Below are 17,452 nucleotides of genomic sequence, written 5' to 3'. Positions count from 1 at the left end.
CATTGCATCATCGACAGTAAAAGGCACTCATGCTCAGTAATGATATTCTTCGTAGCCTGCGCTACACCCTGAAAGTCAATAATAACGATATGGTGCGCATTCTTGCGCTATCCGCTATGGAATCCACCTCCGCCAGCTTCGACACCTGGACCACGAAAGAGGATGAAGAGGGCTTTGTCCGCTGCCCGGACATTATCCTGTCGGGTTTCCTCAACGGCCTTATCTATGACAAGCGCGGCAAAGACGATTCGGCGCCGGAGTTAGCGCTGGAGCGTCGGGTGAATAACAACACGGTGCTGAAAAAGCTACGGATCGCCTTCTCGCTGAAAACGGACGATATTGTGGCGATCATGAGCGAGCAGAAATACCGCGTGTCGGTGCCGGAAGTGACCGCCATGATGCGATCGCCTGACCACAAAAACTACCGCGAGTGCGGCGACCAGTTTCTGCGCAATTTCCTGCGCGGGCTGACCCAGCGGGTGCATCACCCGAAACCGTGATTTTTGCCGGGTGGCGGTTTCGCCTTACCCGGTCTACATAACCCGTAGGCCCGTGCAAGCGCAGCGCCGCCGGGCAAAAAAAAGCCGGATGGTTAATCCGGCTTTTTTATTATTTCACCTGCTGACCCGGCCTGGCGCCGTCGTCAGGGCTTAACAGGAAGATATCCTTCCCGCCAGGGCCGGCGGCCATCACCATCCCTTCCGAGATACCGAAGCGCATTTTGCGCGGCGCCAGGTTGGCGACCATCACCGTCAGGCGGCCAATCAGCGGCTGCGGATCCGGATAAGCGGAGCGGATGCCGGAGAAGACGTTACGTTTCTCGCCGCCCAGATCCAGCGTCAGGCGCAGCAGCTTGTCGGAGCCTTCAACAAATTCCGCGTTCTCAATCAGCGCCACGCGCAGATCGACTTTGGCGAAATCATCAAAGGTGATGGTGTCCTGAATCGGATCGTCCGCCAGCGGGCCGGTCACTGGCGCAGCTGCGGCTTTCACCTCTTCTTTTGACGCTTCAACCAGGGCTTCCACCTGTTTCATCTCGATGCGGTTGTACAGCGCCTTAAACGGATTGACCTTGTGCGCCAGCAGCGGCTGCTGAATGGCGTCCCAGCTCAGCTCGCTGTTGAGGAACGCTTCCGCACGCGCGGCCAGCTGCGGCAGGACCGGTTTCAGCCAGGTCATCAGCACGCGGAACATGTTCAGACCCATGGTGCAGATGGCCTGCAGGTCGGCGTCGCGGCCTTCCTGTTTCGCCACCACCCACGGCGCCTGCTCATCGACATAGCGGTTGGCCACGTCGGCGAGCGCCATGATTTCGCGGATGGCCTTACCGAACTCGCGGCTGTCCCACGCTTCGCCGATGCTTTCCGCCGCGTCGGTGAAGGTTTTGTACAGCGCCGGGTCGGCCAGCTCAGCGGCCAGCACGCCGTCAAAACGCTTGCTGATAAAGCCGGCGTTGCGCGAGGCGAGGTTAACCACCTTGTTGACGATGTCGGCATTCACGCGCTGGATAAAGTCTTCCAGGTTAAGGTCGATGTCATCGATGCGCGAAGAGAGCTTGGCGGTGTAGTAGTAGCGCAGGCTGTCGGCATCAAAGTGTTTCAGCCAGGTGCTGGCCTTGATAAAGGTGCCGCGCGACTTGGACATCTTCGCGCCGTTGACCGTCACGTAGCCGTGCACGAACAGGTTGGTCGGCTTACGGAACTGGCTGCCTTCCAGCATCGCCGGCCAGAACAGGCTGTGGAAGTAGACGATGTCCTTGCCGATAAAGTGATACAGCTCGGCCGTGGAGTCTTTCTTCCAGTATTCGTCGAAGCTGGTGGTGTCGCCGCGCTTGTCGCACAGGTTCTTGAAGGAGCCCATGTAGCCGATCGGCGCGTCCAGCCAGACGTAGAAGTATTTGCCCGGCGCGTTCGGAATTTCGAAGCCGAAGTACGGCGCATCGCGGGAGATGTCCCACTGCTGCAGGCCGGACTCAAACCACTCCTGCATTTTGTTCGCCACCTGCTCCTGCAGCGCGCCGCTGCGGGTCCACGCCTGCAGCATTTCGCTGAATGACGGCAGGTCGAAGAAGAAATGTTCGGAGTCACGCATCACCGGCGTGGCGCCGGAGACCACCGATTTCGGGTCGATAAGCTCGGTAGGGCTGTAAGTCGCGCCGCACACTTCGCAGTTATCGCCGTACTGGTCCGGAGATTTACACTTCGGACAGGTGCCTTTCACAAAACGGTCCGGCAGGAACATGCCTTTTTCCGGATCGTAGAGCTGAGAGATGGTACGGTTTTTGATAAAACCGTTCTCTTTCAGACGAGTGTAGATCAGCTCCGACAGCTCGCGGTTCTCATCGCTATGCGTCGAGTGATAGTTATCGTAGCTGATGTCGAAGCCGGCAAAATCGGTCTGATGCTCCTGACTCATCTCGCCAATCATCTGCTCCGGAGTGATACCGAGCTGTTGCGCCTTGAGCATAATCGGCGTGCCGTGGGCGTCGTCGGCGCAGATGAAGTTGACTTCATGGCCGCGCATTCGCTGGTAACGGACCCAGACATCAGCCTGGATGTGCTCCAGCATGTGGCCGAGGTGGATGGAGCCGTTGGCGTACGGCAGGGCGCACGTTACCAGAATTTTCTTCGCGACTTGAGTCATAGTGAGCATTACATCTTCTGTTGTAAAAAGGGCTTCCGATATTACCAAAAGGGCTGTGGGTGCGCCATAAATGGCTGCCCATATATGGATAATCCTTACCTGTGATAAACTCTGTGATTACTGAAAGCATCTCAAAACAACAAAGGAGTCGGGATGAATTCGCAATCCCAGGCCAAATCCCCCGAGCGCCTACGTGCGATGGTCGCCGGGACGCTGGCCAATTTCCAGCACCCAACCCTGAAGCATAACCTCACCACCCTCAAGGCGCTGCACCATGTCGCCTGGCTGGATGATACCATTCATATTGAGCTGCAGATGCCGTTCGTCTGGAGCAGCGCCTTCGAAGCGCTGAAAGAGCAGTGCAGCGCCGAGCTGCTGCGCATCACTGGCGCGAAGGCTATCGACTGGAAGCTGACCCACAGCATCGCCACCCTCAAGCGCGTGAAAAACCAGCCCGGGATCAACGGCGTGAAGAACATTATCGCCATCAGCTCCGGGAAAGGCGGTGTCGGTAAATCCTCCACGGCGGTAAACCTGGCGCTGGCACTCGCCGCGGAAGGGGCGAAGGTGGGCATTCTGGATGCCGATATCTACGGCCCGTCGATTCCGACCATGCTTGGCGCGGAAGACAGCCGCCCGACCTCGCCGGACGGCACCCATATGGCGCCGATCATGAAGTACGGGCTGGCCACCAATTCCATCGGCTACCTGGTGACTGACGACAACGCCATGGTCTGGCGCGGCCCGATGGCCAGCAAGGCGCTGATGCAGATGCTGCAGGAGACCCTGTGGCCGGATCTGGATTACCTGGTGCTGGATATGCCGCCGGGCACTGGCGACATTCAACTGACGCTGGCGCAGAACATTCCGGTCACCGGCGCGGTGGTGGTCACCACGCCGCAGGACATCGCGCTGATCGACGCCAAAAAGGGCATCGTGATGTTCGAGAAAGTGGAAGTGCCAGTGCTGGGGATCGTGGAAAACATGAGCATGCATATCTGCAGCAACTGCGGGCACCACGAGCCGATCTTCGGCACCGGCGGCGCGCAAAAACTGGCCGAGAAATACCACACCCAGCTGCTGGGCCAGCTGCCGCTGCATATTACGCTGCGGGAAGATCTGGATAACGGCACGCCGACGGTGGTGGCGCGTCCGGAAAGCGAATTTACCGACATTTACCGCCAGCTGGCGGGCCGGGTGGCGGCCCAGATGTACTGGCAGGGAGAAGTGATCCCGGGTGAGATTGCCTTCCGCGCCGTTTAAGGCCGCGGCGAGCGCATCAGCCAGTATCCGCCCTCGGGCGAGGCGCCCTGTGCTTCGATGGTCCAGCCGTGACGCTGGTAGAAGCGCAGGGCGTTTTTATTTTCCATCAGGCACTTCAGCGTCCCGCTGGCGGTAAAGGTCCGTTCGACCTGCGCCAGCAGCGCGCTGCCGATATGTTTGCCCTGCCAGTCCGGGTCGACGAACAGATGGTGAAGGAAATTATCGGCGGTCCATACGGCGGCAAAGCCCACCGGCAGGCCGTCGCATTCCGCGACCCACAGCTGTTCATCCGCGGTGGCGGCATCGAAATCTTCCAGCCGCCAGGTCGTGGAGGGAAGCCAGGTCCACGATACACTGCGCGCCCGCAGGAAGAGCTGGCGCAGCGCCGGAGAGTCCGCTGGTTCGCCGGGGCGGATGCGGATATTAAGCGGATCAGCGATGATAGAAGATCTCGCCATCGTACACCTTGAGGATTTTGCCTTCGGTGTCGGTGATCAGCACGTAGTTACCGCCCATATAGGTCCAGTGGCTGCCGGCGTCCGGCGCGGGAAGATTACGCTGCTGCCAGCCTTTGATGTTGTATTCCGGGGTAAGGTACATCGCCGGAACGGTGTCGCCAATGTGAAACTGGGTGAAGTCGGCGGTGAACTCTTTCAGCGCATACTGCTCGATCCCCGCGGCAGAAGCCGTCCAGCTGGCGCCAGCGGTGGCAAGGAGTACGCCCAGAAGCATCATTTTTGTTTTACGCATAATTTCCTCAATATTACCTGGACTCAAAATAGCAGCCTCGTATCATTCCTGATGCGTTGCTGAAATGGCAAGCACTGGATTTTTAAAAAGTGTAAGCAAAACACGGCGCAAGTCCGGCGCCGCTTGCGTTGCAGCGACGGTGATGCGTATTTTGGGAGCAATCTGAAGCAGGGGAGAATCGGCATGTTCAGGCTGGAAGATCTGACCTTATTTGTCCGCGCCGCGGCACTGGGCAGTTTTAGCGACGCCGCGCGCGAGGCGGGGCAGCAGCCGGCGCAGGTGAGCGCGGCGATTAAACGTCTGGAGACGATCCTCAATATTCGCCTGTTCGCCCGCTCGACCCGCAGCCTGCGCCTGACGCCGGAGGGGGAGACCTGGCTGCCGTATGCCACCCAGATGCTCGATACCCTCGAGGCCGGCCTGCAGAAGATCCAGACCCCGGATGATGAAATTCGCGGCATGCTGCAGATTGCCGTGCCGTCAGACCTCGGGCGTAACCTGCTCCTGACCTTGTTCCGCGACTTTCGGCAACGCCATCCGGCGCTGCGCCTGCGGCTGCTCTTTTCCGACCAGCTGACCGACGTGTTTAAAGATCCGGTGGACGTCGCGTTCCGCTATGGCAATAACGATGACGCCTCGTTTATTTCGCTGCCGGTGGCGCCGGAAAATCGTCGGGTGCTGGTGGCCTCCCCAGAGTGGATCGCCCGCCACGGCGAGCCGCAGACCCTTCAGGAGCTCGGCCAGCACAATGCGTTGATCTACATTTTGCGCGGCCGCCCGTTCGACCGCTGGTCACTGAGCCTCGACGGAGAAGTTCAGCAGCAGAAGGTCTCCGGCACGGTGATGAGCGACGACGCGGAGGTGATCCGGCGGCTGGCGGTGGCCGGGGAGGGCATTGCCTATAAATCGATGCTCGACGTCAGCGACGATCTGCGGGCGGGCCGCCTGCGGCGCCTGCTGCCGCGTTACCAGGGGGATATGGTGCCGTTGAACCTGATTTGTCCGCACCGCAAGCAGCTCTCTGCCGCGGTGCGTTTGTTATATGAAGAGGTGAAAGCACATTGTGAAGGGCTTAATGTCTGACTAAGGTCGCGAAGTAGTAGACCAGAGGGACGGCCAGCACCCACAGGCCAATCGGGATTTCCCGCCACTTGCCGGCGATGGCCTTGATCACAATGTAAAACAGCAGCCCGCCGGCGATACCGGTGCCGAAGCTGTTGGCGATGAGGGTGATCATCACCATCATCAGTACCGGCAGGCCGTCGGTGAAGTTGCCGAGATCCACTTTGCGCAGGCCGCTGAACATGTTCAGGCCGATCAGGATCAGCGCCGGGGCGGTGGCCTCCTTCGGGATCATCAGCGCCACCGGCGTGAACAGCAGCATCAGCAGGAACATCACCGCCGCCGACAGCGCGGTGAGGCCGGTTTTGCCGCCGGCTTCCGCTGCCGCCGAGGACTCGATCAGCGCCGTTGCCGCCGGAATCCCCACCCACGGGCCGAGCGCCGCAGCAATCGAATCGACCATAAACGGGCGATTAATCTGCGGCATGTTGCCTTCTTCATCCAGCAGACCTGCCTCGCCGCCCACCGCCAGCGTCGTCCCCATGGTGGAGAAAAACTCAGAAGCGAAAAAGACGAACAGGAACGGCAGGAAGGCGATGTTTAACGCCCCCAGCAGGTCGACCTGTCCCAGCACCGGCGCCAGCGAGTGGGGGACATCGATAAAATGCGTCGGCAGTTTGGTCACGCCGAACGGGATCCCCACCAGGGTAGCGCACAGAATGGCCCACAAAATGGCGCCCGGCACCTTACGCGCCTGCAGGGCTATCGCCAGGAACAGGCCGCACAGCGCCACCAGCGCGCTGGGGGCGAGAAAGTCGCCGAGCATCAGGGCGTTGGTTTTGGCATTGGCGAGCACCAGCCCGGCGTTGCGAAAGCCGAGAACGGCGACAAACAGGCCGATGGAGGCCGTCAGCCCCAGCTTGATCGACTGTGGCACCGAGCGGGTGACCACTTCGCGCAGGCCAAAGCGGGTCAGCAGGAAGAAGAGAACCCCTGACCAGCAGGCGATCCCGAGGCCTGTCTGCCAGCCAATCCCCTCGCTACCTGCCAGCGTGACCCCTACCAGCACCGAGCCGCCAATGCCCGGGCCGACGATAAACGGCAGGTTGGCGTAAAACGCCATCAGCAGCGAACCGACGACGAAGACCAGAATGGTGCCGGTGGTCGCGGCGCCTTTGTCCATCCCGCCGATCGCCAGCAGTCCCGGGATGACCACCAGTAAATAGGCGGCGGCGAGGAAACCGGTGATCCCGGCCAGGCATTCAGTGCGTAGCGTGCCGCCGCGCGAGCGCAGCGCAAAGCGGCGCTCCAGCCAGTTATCGCGGGCGGAAGAGTGAAGTGTGTTATCGGCCATGCTCAGGCTCCCTGAGGATTATTGTTGTGAGGCGTTGGCGCCGGGGTCTCCCGGCAGGCTATCAACGGGTCGACTATCTGGCGGCTGCCGCCGTCGGTGAGACCCAAATCGGTTAAATGCGGCCCGGCGTTACAGGCAAGACAGGTGCCTTCAATAGCCTTGAAGACCCGGTACGGCGGCTCCCAGTCAGCGACTCTGCTGCTCAGATCGCGCAGCTCGCGGAACTGACGCGCCAGCTCGACGGCCGGCAGATCCGACAGCATGCCGGCAATCGGCATCGCCACATGGGCGAGGATCTCGCCCTGTTGCGCCAGCGCCATCCCGCCGCCGGAGGCGATAAGCTGGTTGGCCGCCAGCGCCATATCCTCAGCATCGCGCCCGAGCACCACCAGATTGTGTGAGTCGTGGGAGTAGCTGGTGGCGATGGCGCCGCGCAGCTCGCCCCAGCCTTCAAGCAGGGCGATTTGCGGCGTCGCCTGATGGCGGCCGTGGCGGTGCTTGACCCAGATCAGGCTGAAGCCGGCGGGCAGCTGGACCTGGCCGTCGCGGATCTGCACCTCGACCTCACCCCACTGGGTGAAGCGCGCGCCGCGGATATGGCGCAGGCGGGCGACGCCGTGGCGAATGCCCTTGATGCGCAGGATAAAGTCATCGGCGGCGAGGGGGGCTATCTGTAAGGTATCGCGCGGCGGCGTTACGCCCGGCGCCGGGGCGATCGGCTTCAGCAGGCGGCCGGCCTGGGCCAGCCGTTCCCCGCCAACATAGACTTCGCGGGCCGCCAGTTTTTCCAGGGAGTCAAACACCACCAGATCGGCGCGCCGCCCGGCGGCAATCAGCCCGAGATCGTGGCGCTGCAGACGAATAGCGGCGTTGAGGGTGGCGAAACGCAGCGCGTCGACCGCCGGTAAACCGTGCTCGATCAGCAGGTTGAGCAGGGCGATGATCCCGCCTTTCTCCAGCAGCATATCCGGCGGCACGTCATCGGTGCAGACGGTGATCTGCGAGGAGAGGTGCGGCAGCGTTTTCAACGCCGCGACGATATCCGGCAGCAGATAGGGGTGCGAGCCGCGGATCTCGATCGTCAGTCCGGCGCGCAGTTTTTCCAGCGCGTCGTCCGCCGAGGTCAGTTCATGATCGGAGGTGACGCCGGCGGCGAGGTAGGCCTGCAGGTCGGCGCCGCTCAGGCCGCGGGCATGGCCTTCAATCAGTTTACCGCTGTTAAGACCGGCCTGGACAATCTCCTGCATCCGCTCGCTGCCGTGCAGCACGCCGTGCATATCCATCACTTCCGCCACGCCGCGCACTTCCGGCCAGCCGAGCATGGTCTCCATTTCCGCGCCGGCGAAATCGGCGCCTGACATTTCGAGGCCGGGGGTGGAGGGGACGCTCGACGGCGCGGCGACCATCACCTGCAACGGCAGGTGGCGGCTGGCGTCTACCGCGTAGCGCACGCCCTCGACGCCGAGGACATTGGCCAGCTCATGCGGATCCCAGAACACCGCGGTGGTGCCCTGGGTGAGGACGATTTCGGCGTAGCGCTCGGGTGGCAGATGCGAGCTTTCGAGGTGCACGTGGGTGTCCATCAGGCCGGGCGACAGATAGCTACCGGCCAGGGAACGCACTTTATGGGCGTCGGCGCGGCTGCCGCGGGGGTGGACGCTGGCGATCATCTCGCCGACGATACCGACGTCAGCGGGGCGAATTTCGCCCGTGGCCATATCGACGATCTGCGCATCGACCAGCAGCAGATCAAACGGGGATTCGCCGCGCGCGGCCTGCACGGCGCGACGGCGGACTTGAGCATTGCTGGACATAACCACTCCGGCACAAGGATAATGCGGATACTCTAGAGGCACAGCAAACGTTTGCCCAGATGAATAAATTTATCACCCGATAAGCTCGGGTTATTGTGCAGGACCACCGTAGCGAACCCGATAATGAAAGAACCCTGGCAGCGACTGCCCGCGCTCTCACTTAAACAGCTTCAGTATTTCGTCACCCTGGCCCAGCTGCGCCATTTTACCGATACCGCCAGTCGGCTGGCGATTAGCCAGCCGGCGCTGAGCAGCGCCCTGCGGCAGATTGAAACGGTGCTCGGCGGCAAGCTGGTCAACCGCACCGCTTCGGCGGTCACCCTGACTGAGCTGGGGGCGGCGATTTTACCCCACGCCCAGCGGATCCTCAGCGTGGCGCAGGCGGCCTTTTTCGATATGCAGCAGATCGTCGAGGCGGGCGGCGACGGGACGGTGCGCATCGGCCTGGTGCCGTCGGTCAGTTCGCTGCTGTTTCCTCTGCTGCCGCAGACCCTGGCCCAGGCCTTTCCCCGCCTGCGCATTGAATTTCACGATCAGACCAACGATGCGCTTATCCTGGCGCTGCAGCGTGGCGAGATTGATTTCGGCATCGGGGCGATCGACAGCTCACTGCCCGCGGAATTGCTGGTCTATCCGCTGCGCGACGATCCCTTCGTGGCGGTGCTGCACCGCGACGATCCGCTGGCCGCGCAGGCGCATCTGCCGTGGAAACAGCTGGTGGGGCGGGACATTGCCGTGTTCTCGAAGGGCAATATCCAGCGGCTGGTGGCGGCATTAGTGGAGAGCCATCGCCTGACGCTGACCACCCGCTACCAGGTGGACTATATCGAAACCCTGTATGGCCTGGTACGCTCGCGCTTAGCGGTGGCGATTCTGCCGGAGCTGTACACCACCCATCTGCAGGACCCGGCGCTCAAGGTCGCGCAGCTGCAGCAGCCGGCGTTGACCCGCACGGTGGCCCTGATGCGCGGGCCGCAGGCGCTGCCGCCGCTTATCGAAGACTGTTTTTCCCTGCTACAGGCCGCCTTGCGCTAGGGCAGGTGCTTGATCAGCACGTCTATGGTTAAGTGGTTGATGTACTCCAGCGAGTGTGAGGAGAGGACGCCCAGCAGCCGGTTATGGTGCCCGGCAATAATTAAATCGATCTGCCGCTGTCGAATGCAGGCTTCGACATCTTCAAACCGGCGAGTGGTCACCAGCGAGAGAGTATCCACCGGCAGGGAGACGGTGCAGGCCAGCTCGTTGAGCAGGGCTTTGGCCTGGATCACCTCCTGCGAGACCTGATCGTCGCGCAGGCTGTCGGAAACATAGTTCAGCGCCCGGTAGTCGGTGCTGATGTGGGCGATGGTGATGCGCATGCCGTTCTCTTCTGCCATTCTGGCGGCATGCTCGAGCAGCGGGACGCCGTCCTGACTGCTGTTGATCAGTACCAGCGCATGGTGATAAACGGCCATGGCGTATATCCTCGGTAGGCTAAATAGCGCGTGATGTCATCATTTTCTGCTCGCCAGCAGCGGAATGCAATCTCGCCCGGTCGATTGATAAGCATGATAGCCGCGATGGTGTCGTTGCAGGGCTAAAGGCTTGTTGTATGAACCGGTGAGTTGCGGTAAATTCCACAACGCTTAACAATTTCACTATTTTGACTCGGGGTGCCCTTCTTAAATGAAGGCTGAGAAATACCCGTACCACCTGATCTGGATAATGCCAGCGTAGGGAAGTCAGAGACCGCAGGGTCATTGCTTCTACCTCGTCTGGCGGGAGCAAACCATGCCTGAGCTGCTGAATCCCGCGCCTGTCGCGCACCTGCGCCATCTGCTGCGCGCCCATTCCCCCCTTGTGCACTGCATGACCAATGACGTGGTGCAGACCTTTACCGCCAATGTTCTGCTGGCCGTCGGCGCCTCGCCGGCGATGGTGATCGATCCTCGCGAAGCGGCGCAGTTCGCCGCCATCGCCGATGCGCTGTTAATCAACGTCGGCACCCTGACCGCAGACCGCGCCGTGGCCATGCGCGCCGCAGTGGAGCAGGCCCGCCAGGCCGGCAAGCCCTGGACGCTGGATCCGGTAGCGGTCGGCGCCCTGACCGTGCGCACGGCCTTTTGTCACGAGCTGCTGGCCCTGCAGCCGGCGGCCATTCGCGGCAATGCCTCTGAAATTCTGGCGCTGGCCGGGATGAGCGGCGGCGGGCGCGGGGTGGATACCACCGATACGGCCGCCGCAGCGCTGCCGGCGGCCCAGGCGCTGGCTCGTCAGCTGAGTACCGTAGTGGCGGTCACCGGCGAGGTGGACTACGTCACCGACGGCGAGCGGGTGCTCAGCGTGGCGGGCGGCAGCGCGCTGATGACCCGGGTGGTGGGCACCGGCTGCGCGCTGTCGGCGGTGGTGGCGGCGAGCGCGGCGCTGCCGGGCGACCGGCTGGAAAACGTGGCCGCCGCCTGCGGGCTAATGAAGCAGGCCGGGGAAATCGCCGCCCGTCAGGGAGGCCCAGGCAGCTTTATTCCGGCGTTTCTCGACGCGCTGTATCAGGAGGTGCAGGGATGAAACGCATCAACGCCCTGACCATCGCCGGCACCGATCCCAGCGGCGGGGCCGGTATCCAGGCCGATCTGAAAACCTTCTCCGCGCTGGGAGCCTATGGCTGCTCGGCGATCACCGCCCTGGTGGCGCAGAATACCCGCGGCGTGCAGTCGGTCTATCGTATTGAACCGGACTTTGTGGCGGCGCAGCTCGATTCGGTGTTCAGCGATGTGCGCATCGATACCACCAAAATCGGCATGCTGGCGGAAACCGATATTGTGGAAGTCGTGGCCGAGCGGCTGGCGCGCTACCGGGTGGCCAACGTGGTGCTGGATACCGTCATGCTGGCGAAAAGCGGCGATCCGCTGCTGTCGGCCTCGGCGGTGGAGACCCTGCGTCAAAGATTGTTGCCGCAGGTGTCGCTGATCACCCCGAACCTGCCGGAAGCGGCCGCCCTGCTCGATGCTCCCCATGCGCGCAACGAGCGCGAAATGCTGGAGCAGGGGCGGGCGCTGCTGGCGCTGGGCTGCGGCGCAGTATTAATGAAAGGCGGCCATCTCGACGATGCCGAAAGCCCGGACTGGCTCTTCACCCGCGAAGGGGAACAGCGATTTACCGCGCCGCGAGTGCAGACCAAAAACACCCACGGCACCGGCTGCACACTCTCCGCCGCGCTGGCGGCGCTGCGCCCGCGTCACGCCGACTGGGCGGCCACCGTTACCGAGGCCAAGGCCTGGCTGTCGGCGGCCCTGGCCCAGGCCGACTCCCTGGAGGTGGGCCACGGCATCGGACCGGTACACCATTTCCACGCCTGGTGGTAAATGGCAGCGTAACGGGACAGCAGAATCTCCTGAAAAAATGCCCTCCCGGCTGGAAAATAGGCTAAGTCGGTACCAGGCTTAACCTGCCCAAAATAATTGGGTTGGGATAATGCATGCCGGCTCCGGCCGGCCTTACGGGAGATTGCTATGACTGATATTACGCAGTTGCTGGGCAAAGATGCCGAGAGCCTTTTGCAGCACCGTTGTATAACCATTCCGGCCGACCAGCTGTATCTGCCTGGCGCAGATTATGTTGATCGGGTGATGGTGGATAACAACCGGCCACCGGCGGTGCTACGCAATATGCAAACCCTGTACAACACCGGACGTCTGGGGGGGACCGGCTACCTTTCCATTCTGCCGGTCGACCAGGGCGTGGAGCACTCGGCGGGGGCCTCCTTCGCCGCCAACCCGCTGTACTTCGATCCGAAAAATATCGTCGAGCTGGCGATCGAAGCCGGCTGTAACTGCGTGGCGTCGACCTACGGCGTGCTGGCCTCGGTGTCGCGCCGTTACGCGCATCGCATTCCTTTCCTGGTGAAGCTCAACCATAACGAAACGCTGAGCTACCCCACCGAGTACGACCAGACCCTCTACGCCAGCGTTGAGCAGGCGTTCAATATGGGGGCGGTGGCCGTGGGCGCGACGATCTATTTCGGCTCGGAACAATCGCGTCGTCAGATAGAAGAGATTTCCGCTGCCTTTGAGCGGGCGCATGAGCTGGGCCTGGTCACCGTGCTGTGGGCCTATCTGCGCAATTCGGCTTTCAAGAAAGACGGTGTCGACTATCATGTTTCCGCTGACCTGACCGGTCAGGCCAACCACCTGGCGGCCACCATCGGCGCCGATATCGTTAAGCAGAAAATGGCGGAGAATAACGGCGGCTACAAAGCGGTTAACTTCGGCTATACCGACGACCGGGTGTACAGCAAACTGACCAGCGATAACCCTATCGATCTGGTGCGCTACCAGCTGGCCAACTGCTATATGGGCCGCGCCGGGCTGATTAACTCCGGCGGCGCGGCGGGCGGGGAGACCGACCTTGCCGACGCGGTGCGCACGGCGGTGATCAATAAACGCGCCGGCGGCATGGGGCTGATCCTTGGCCGTAAAGCGTTTAAGAAATCGATGGCCGACGGCGTGAAGCTGATCAATGCCGTGCAGGATGTCTACCTCGACGGCAAAGTCACCATCGCCTAAGGCGAAAATCCGGGCGTCACCGCCCGGATTGCTCGTTGTTCCTACCCGATGTCGGGTTTATTAAGACTCCGCCGCGTTGGCGGTAAACGGTTTTGCACTCTGAGCACTGGTAAAGCCTGGCTGTTCAACGCGGATTAACGGGCACAGGAAGAAGGCCAGAATATATAAGGCGGTATAGGCAATAACCACCCCGATGGTGCTGAAATAGGGCAGCAGCACCACGGCGATCGCCGGCGCCAGAAAGTTCGACAGCCCGGCTGACAGGTTATAGACCGAAATCGCCGCGCCTTTATGGTTCGGCTCCAGCGCCGGGAACACCGCCGCCATCGGCACGAATGCGGCGACGAAAATACCCAGGGCAATAGCCGGCACCAGCGCCATCGCAAAGCTGTGGCCAAAGTGCTGAGGGATGTAGTAAAACGCCAGGCTGGAGAACGCCATCCCGATGCAGCCGAACCAGCGAATCACCTTCATCCAGCCCATTTTCTCCGCCACGATCCCCCAGAAAACGTTCGAAAAGATAGTGGTGAAGAAGAAGGCCGCCCACACCTGGAGCCACTCCGAGGTGGTAAACCCCAGCTCATCAACGAACATCATCGGCATAATCACCGCAAAACCAAACAGCGACAGGGTGTTAATAATGCGCACAATGCTCGAGAACAGGATGCTGCGGTTGGTATAGAGCAGCGTCGCGGCGCGCCCCAGTTCGGCGAGTTTCTCGCGAGTGGTCAGGTTCTGCATATGGCGCGGCGTTTCGGTATGACGCATCGACACCAGCGCAATGATGCCGCCGGTGGCGCAAAAGACCAGCGCCAGCCACAGGGTCCCCATTTCGCCAATGTGGGGAATGGTGAAACTCGGAATATAGCTGCCGAACACGCCGATGCCCACGGAGTAGACCGCCCAGAACCAGCCCAGCGCAGAGCTGGAACTGTCGCTGCGAACGTTGTGGATAATGGCGACGATAAATGAGTAGAGGAACAGCGGGTAGGCCAGGCCGCGGATGCCATAAAACAGCAGGATCAGCGCATAGTTGGCGCGACCGAGGCCGAAGACGAGGAACAGCACGTGGAACACGCACCACAGCACGAAGCCGATCATCATGGCCTTGCGTGGGGTGATGATCTCCGCTACCACGCCGGAGACCCACGCCGACAGGGCGGCGGCCAGACCGTATAGCGTAAAGGCAAAGGAAGCCTGCGCCGGGGTGAATCCGAGTGCTTTGATGTAGTGCGAGAGAAAAGCCAGCTCAAAGCCGTCGCCGGTCATAAACACGGCGATGGCGACATATCCCCAGATGAGGTTGAGCGGTAGACCGTACCACTGTTTGTTATTAACGGACATGTTGACCTCGATTTCAGAGTGCAGATGAGTGTCTCCGCTGCACAGCAGCGGAGCATTATTGTTATTAAAAAAGAGGGTTGTTATTCGCGAATCAGCCTGCCGGCCTGTTGTAGCGCCTTATAGGCCTCATACCTGCGCTGATGTAGCGAGCTAAACGCAGTCTCGCTGTGATAGGTGGCATCCACCTGAGTAAATTGCTTCATGGCCTCCGGCAGCGAAGCCGTGATTCCGCCCGCGACGGCGCCGAGGATGGCGGAGCCTAACAGCACCGGCTCGCTGCAGGCGGTGCTCACGACGCTAACGCCGCAGGCGTCGGCCAGCAGCTGCCGCACCAGCGGATGCTGTCCGGCCCCGCCGCTGATGACGATATTTTCACTCTCAATTCCGCAGGCGCGCTGGGCGTCGAGGATCTGTCGCAGGCCATAGCCAATCCCGCATAACCCGGCAACGTACAGCGCGGTCAGGTTATCCAGGTCCCGCTCCATCCCCAGCCCGGCAATCAGCGCTTTCGCGTGGGGGTCGGCAAGCGGCGCGCGGTTACCGAGAAACTCGGGCACCACGTGTAGACCGGCGGCCAGCTTGACAGCCTCAGAAGGCGAGGCAGCCTGCGCCAGTACGCGATCTGCCAGCCAGACCGGCAGAGGGACGCCCGCGGCTTTAGCCTGCTCGCAAGCCGCCGCCGCCGCCGGATGGAAGCTCAGCAGCTGGTCGATTGCTGCGCCGGCGGCGCTTTGTCCGCCTTCAATCAGCCAGTAGCCCGGGACCATCGCCGAATAGTAGGGGCCCCAGACGCCGGGGACGAACACCGCTTCCTCAGTGGTGGTCATGGTGCAGGAAGAAGTGCCGAAGACGTAGGCCATATTGTTGACCGCGCCGTTAAGCACCCCAACGGTGCCGATGCCGCCCGCGTGGGCGTCAATCATCCCCACCGCCACCGGCGTGCCGATCGGCAGGCCCATCTCTTCTGCCGCCGTGGCGCAAAGACCGTCGCCGCAAGGGGTTCCAGGGGCGACAATCCGCTGGCCGATGCGGACAAAATCTTCATCCGCCAGCTCGTCGAGGCCAATCTGGCGGAAGTAGCCGGCATCCCAGCGTTGTTCATGCGCCAGGTAGGTCCATTTACAGGTCACAGTGCAGACCGAGCGGGCGTCATCGCCGGTTGAGCGCCAGGTAAGGTAATCGGCGAGGTCGAAGAAGTGGCGCGCCTGCTGATAGATGTGCGGGCGATTCTCCTTCAGCCACAGAATTTTCGGCGTTTCCATCTCCGGCGAGATTTTGCCGCCAACGTACTGCAGTACCGGGTGGCCCGTCGCGTTGATCTTTTCCGCCTGCGCGGTGGCGCGATGATCCATCCAGACAATAATATTGCGGTCCGGATCGTCCGAAGGCCCGACCGCCAGCGGCGCGTCGTTATCGCCAATCACCACCAGCGAGCAGGTGGCATCGAAGCCGAGCCCGGCGATCGACGACGGCGGGACGCCGGCGCTGGCCACCGCGGTTTTAATGCAGTAGCACACCGCCAGCCAGATTTCACGGCTCGACTGCTCAACCCTATTCCCGGCGCTGCGAAACAGGGTAATTTCCCGGGTCGCGTGGGCGAGAAGCTCGCCCCGCAGATTGAAGACTCCGGCGCGCACGCTGCCCGAACCGACATCCACACCAATAATGTTTTGCGTATCGTTTTGCATCACATCCTCTCACAGGCTGGTTACGGGTCAGAGATCCACGCTGTTCGGCAGGATCACAATGTCGCGTACGGTGACGTTTTTCGAACGCGTCACCATAAACAGCACTGACTCCGCCACTTCAATCGGCTGCATCAGACTGCCGTTGGCCAGCGCTTCATCCATTTTGGCTTTTGGCCAGTCGTCCAGCAGCGCGGTCACCACCGGGCCCGGCAGTACGGCGCCGACGCGCACGCCATACTGCGCCACCTGACGACGAGTGGTGTGGACAAACGCCTGCACAGCGAATTTCGACGCGGTATAGACAGGCTCCCAGATCACCGGCACCACGCCCGCGATGGAGCTGGTGAAAATAATATCCCCGGATTGTTGCGCGATCAGATGCGGCAGGACGCTGCGCACGCAGCGGAAGGCGGCGTTGATGTTGAGGTGCAGCACGCGGTCCCAGACGTCCGGGTCGCCCTCGGCCACCGGCCCGCCGATATAGGCGCCGGCGTTGGCGTGGAAGATATCGAGACGCCCGGTAAGCTGCAAAATGCCCTGCAGAAGATTATCGACCTGTTCCGCCTGCATCAGATCCACCTGCAGAGCGAAGGCGTTTTCGCCAAGTTCGGCGACCAGTTTGTTGAGCTTTTCGCCTTCGCGGTCGATTAGCACTACTTTTGCGCCAGCCCCCAGCAGGGTCTTCGCGCACTCGAGGCCGATACCGGACGCCGCGCCAGTGATCGCGGCGACTTTACCGCTGAGGGAAGTATTCATAGAGGAGAAAGAGTGGTTCATTTTATAATCCTTTGCCGTGTCTGGTTAAAACTATCGAACCCGAGGGCATCGCGTTCGAGGTTATGGACAAAAACCTGGTAACATATTGAATATCAGCATCATTATTCAGGCTTGCTGGCATGTTAAGGCAGTATGCGCGCGTACTTCCTGGCGTGAAATGGATGCTCAATCGATGAAGCTATGTTGCGCTCGCTTCATCGATTGAGCAAGTGGGGA

At 61.4% G+C, this 17,452-nt stretch carries 16 protein-coding genes and 1 riboswitch; of the genes, 7 read left to right on the top strand and 9 right to left on the bottom strand.

What is annotated here, in order from left to right; translation table 11 throughout:
* Positions 1 to 29: 29 nt before the first annotated feature.
* The gene (locus tag CE636_RS07120) at positions 30 to 500 is read left to right on the top strand and encodes a DUF1456 family protein (protein ID WP_017899341.1); all 471 of its coding nucleotides are present in this window, start codon (positions 30 to 32) and stop codon (positions 498 to 500) included.
* Between the two features lie 109 nt (positions 501 to 609).
* Here CE636_RS07120 and metG read toward each other — a convergent pair whose 3' ends face one another.
* Positions 610 to 2,643, bottom strand: coding sequence for a methionine--tRNA ligase (metG, locus tag CE636_RS07115; protein ID WP_004201594.1), 2,034 nt, complete (start codon positions 2,641 to 2,643; stop codon positions 610 to 612).
* Positions 2,644 to 2,796: 153 nt separating this feature from the next.
* Between metG and apbC the strand changes: the two genes are divergently transcribed.
* A complete protein-coding gene (gene apbC, locus CE636_RS07110) occupies positions 2,797 to 3,906 on the top strand; it encodes an iron-sulfur cluster carrier protein ApbC (protein ID WP_004201592.1) in 1,110 nt (369 codons plus the stop codon).
* On the opposite strand, the gene CE636_RS07105 is transcribed toward apbC, so the two are convergent.
* Together CE636_RS07105 and CE636_RS07100 are read right to left on the bottom strand one after the other, a co-directional pair.
* Positions 3,903 to 4,364 carry a GNAT family N-acetyltransferase gene (locus CE636_RS07105; RefSeq protein ID WP_017899343.1) on the bottom strand — a complete coding sequence of 154 codons (462 nt, stop codon included), beginning with the start codon at positions 4,362 to 4,364 and terminating at the stop codon, positions 3,903 to 3,905. The genes apbC and CE636_RS07105 overlap by 4 nt on opposite strands.
* Complete coding sequence (locus CE636_RS07100; protein ID WP_017899344.1) at positions 4,339 to 4,656, bottom strand: RcnB family protein; 318 nt, start codon at positions 4,654 to 4,656, stop codon at positions 4,339 to 4,341. Before CE636_RS07100 ends, CE636_RS07105 begins: the two co-directional genes overlap by 26 nt.
* 183 nt (positions 4,657 to 4,839) lie before the next feature.
* Here CE636_RS07100 and CE636_RS07095 point away from each other — a divergent pair, with 183 nt between their 5' ends.
* On the top strand, positions 4,840 to 5,739 hold the full coding sequence (locus tag CE636_RS07095) for a LysR family transcriptional regulator (RefSeq protein ID WP_004201589.1): 900 nt from the start codon (positions 4,840 to 4,842) through the stop codon (positions 5,737 to 5,739).
* On the opposite strand, the gene CE636_RS07090 is transcribed toward CE636_RS07095, so the two are convergent.
* Both CE636_RS07090 and CE636_RS07085 read right to left on the bottom strand, forming a co-directional pair.
* Positions 5,729 to 7,072 carry an NCS2 family permease gene (locus CE636_RS07090; protein WP_004201588.1) on the bottom strand — a complete coding sequence of 448 codons (1,344 nt, stop codon included), beginning with the start codon at positions 7,070 to 7,072 and terminating at the stop codon, positions 5,729 to 5,731. The two genes, CE636_RS07095 and CE636_RS07090, sit on opposite strands and share 11 nt — an antisense overlap.
* A gap of 2 nt (positions 7,073 to 7,074) precedes the next feature.
* On the bottom strand, positions 7,075 to 8,886 hold the full coding sequence (locus tag CE636_RS07085; RefSeq protein WP_017899345.1) for an adenine deaminase: 1,812 nt from the start codon (positions 8,884 to 8,886) through the stop codon (positions 7,075 to 7,077).
* Between the two features lie 120 nt (positions 8,887 to 9,006).
* On the opposite strand from CE636_RS07085, the gene CE636_RS07080 reads away from it, so the two are divergent.
* Positions 9,007 to 9,921: a LysR family transcriptional regulator gene (locus CE636_RS07080; protein WP_025999155.1), complete on the top strand. Its 915-nt coding sequence runs from the start codon at positions 9,007 to 9,009 to the stop codon at positions 9,919 to 9,921.
* Here CE636_RS07080 and CE636_RS07075 read toward each other — a convergent pair.
* Positions 9,918 to 10,340 (bottom strand): universal stress protein, encoded by a 423-nt coding sequence (locus CE636_RS07075; protein WP_017899346.1) that lies wholly within the window; start codon positions 10,338 to 10,340, stop codon positions 9,918 to 9,920. The two genes, CE636_RS07080 and CE636_RS07075, sit on opposite strands and share 4 nt — an antisense overlap.
* A 184-nt stretch (positions 10,341 to 10,524) precedes the next feature.
* A riboswitch (TPP riboswitch) is annotated at positions 10,525 to 10,622 on the top strand.
* Between the two features lie 34 nt (positions 10,623 to 10,656).
* Here CE636_RS07075 and thiM point away from each other — a divergent pair.
* The 3 genes from thiM to fbaB all read left to right on the top strand — a co-directional run bounded on the left by thiM (position 10,657) and on the right by fbaB (position 13,427).
* A complete protein-coding gene (gene thiM, locus CE636_RS07070; RefSeq protein ID WP_004201581.1) occupies positions 10,657 to 11,430 on the top strand; it encodes a hydroxyethylthiazole kinase in 774 nt (257 codons plus the stop codon).
* Positions 11,427 to 12,227 carry a bifunctional hydroxymethylpyrimidine kinase/phosphomethylpyrimidine kinase gene (gene thiD, locus CE636_RS07065; protein ID WP_017899347.1) on the top strand — a complete coding sequence of 267 codons (801 nt, stop codon included), beginning with the start codon at positions 11,427 to 11,429 and terminating at the stop codon, positions 12,225 to 12,227. The genes thiM and thiD overlap by 4 nt, the downstream gene beginning before the upstream one ends.
* A 147-nt stretch (positions 12,228 to 12,374) precedes the next feature.
* Positions 12,375 to 13,427 carry a class I fructose-bisphosphate aldolase gene (fbaB, locus tag CE636_RS07060; RefSeq protein ID WP_004201578.1) on the top strand — a complete coding sequence of 351 codons (1,053 nt, stop codon included), beginning with the start codon at positions 12,375 to 12,377 and terminating at the stop codon, positions 13,425 to 13,427.
* A gap of 60 nt (positions 13,428 to 13,487) precedes the next feature.
* Here the strand turns inward: fbaB and CE636_RS07055 are convergent, their stop codons facing one another.
* From CE636_RS07055 to CE636_RS07045, 3 genes are all read right to left on the bottom strand, one after another.
* Positions 13,488 to 14,771 carry an RbtT/DalT/CsbX family MFS transporter gene (locus CE636_RS07055; protein WP_004201577.1) on the bottom strand — a complete coding sequence of 428 codons (1,284 nt, stop codon included), beginning with the start codon at positions 14,769 to 14,771 and terminating at the stop codon, positions 13,488 to 13,490.
* An 80-nt stretch (positions 14,772 to 14,851) separates the two neighbouring features.
* Positions 14,852 to 16,459: an FGGY-family carbohydrate kinase gene (locus tag CE636_RS07050; protein WP_017899348.1), complete on the bottom strand. Its 1,608-nt coding sequence runs from the start codon at positions 16,457 to 16,459 to the stop codon at positions 14,852 to 14,854.
* 27 nt (positions 16,460 to 16,486) lie between these two features.
* Complete coding sequence (locus CE636_RS07045; RefSeq protein ID WP_017899349.1) at positions 16,487 to 17,236, bottom strand: SDR family oxidoreductase; 750 nt, start codon at positions 17,234 to 17,236, stop codon at positions 16,487 to 16,489.
* Positions 17,237 to 17,452: the final 216 nt, after the last annotated feature.

The sequence above is a fragment of the Klebsiella sp. LY genome (genome assembly GCF_004010915.1).
GTDB classification, from domain to species: Bacteria; Pseudomonadota; Gammaproteobacteria; order Enterobacterales; family Enterobacteriaceae; genus Klebsiella; species Klebsiella quasipneumoniae.
This window is presented reverse-complemented; position numbering and strand designations above follow the sequence as displayed.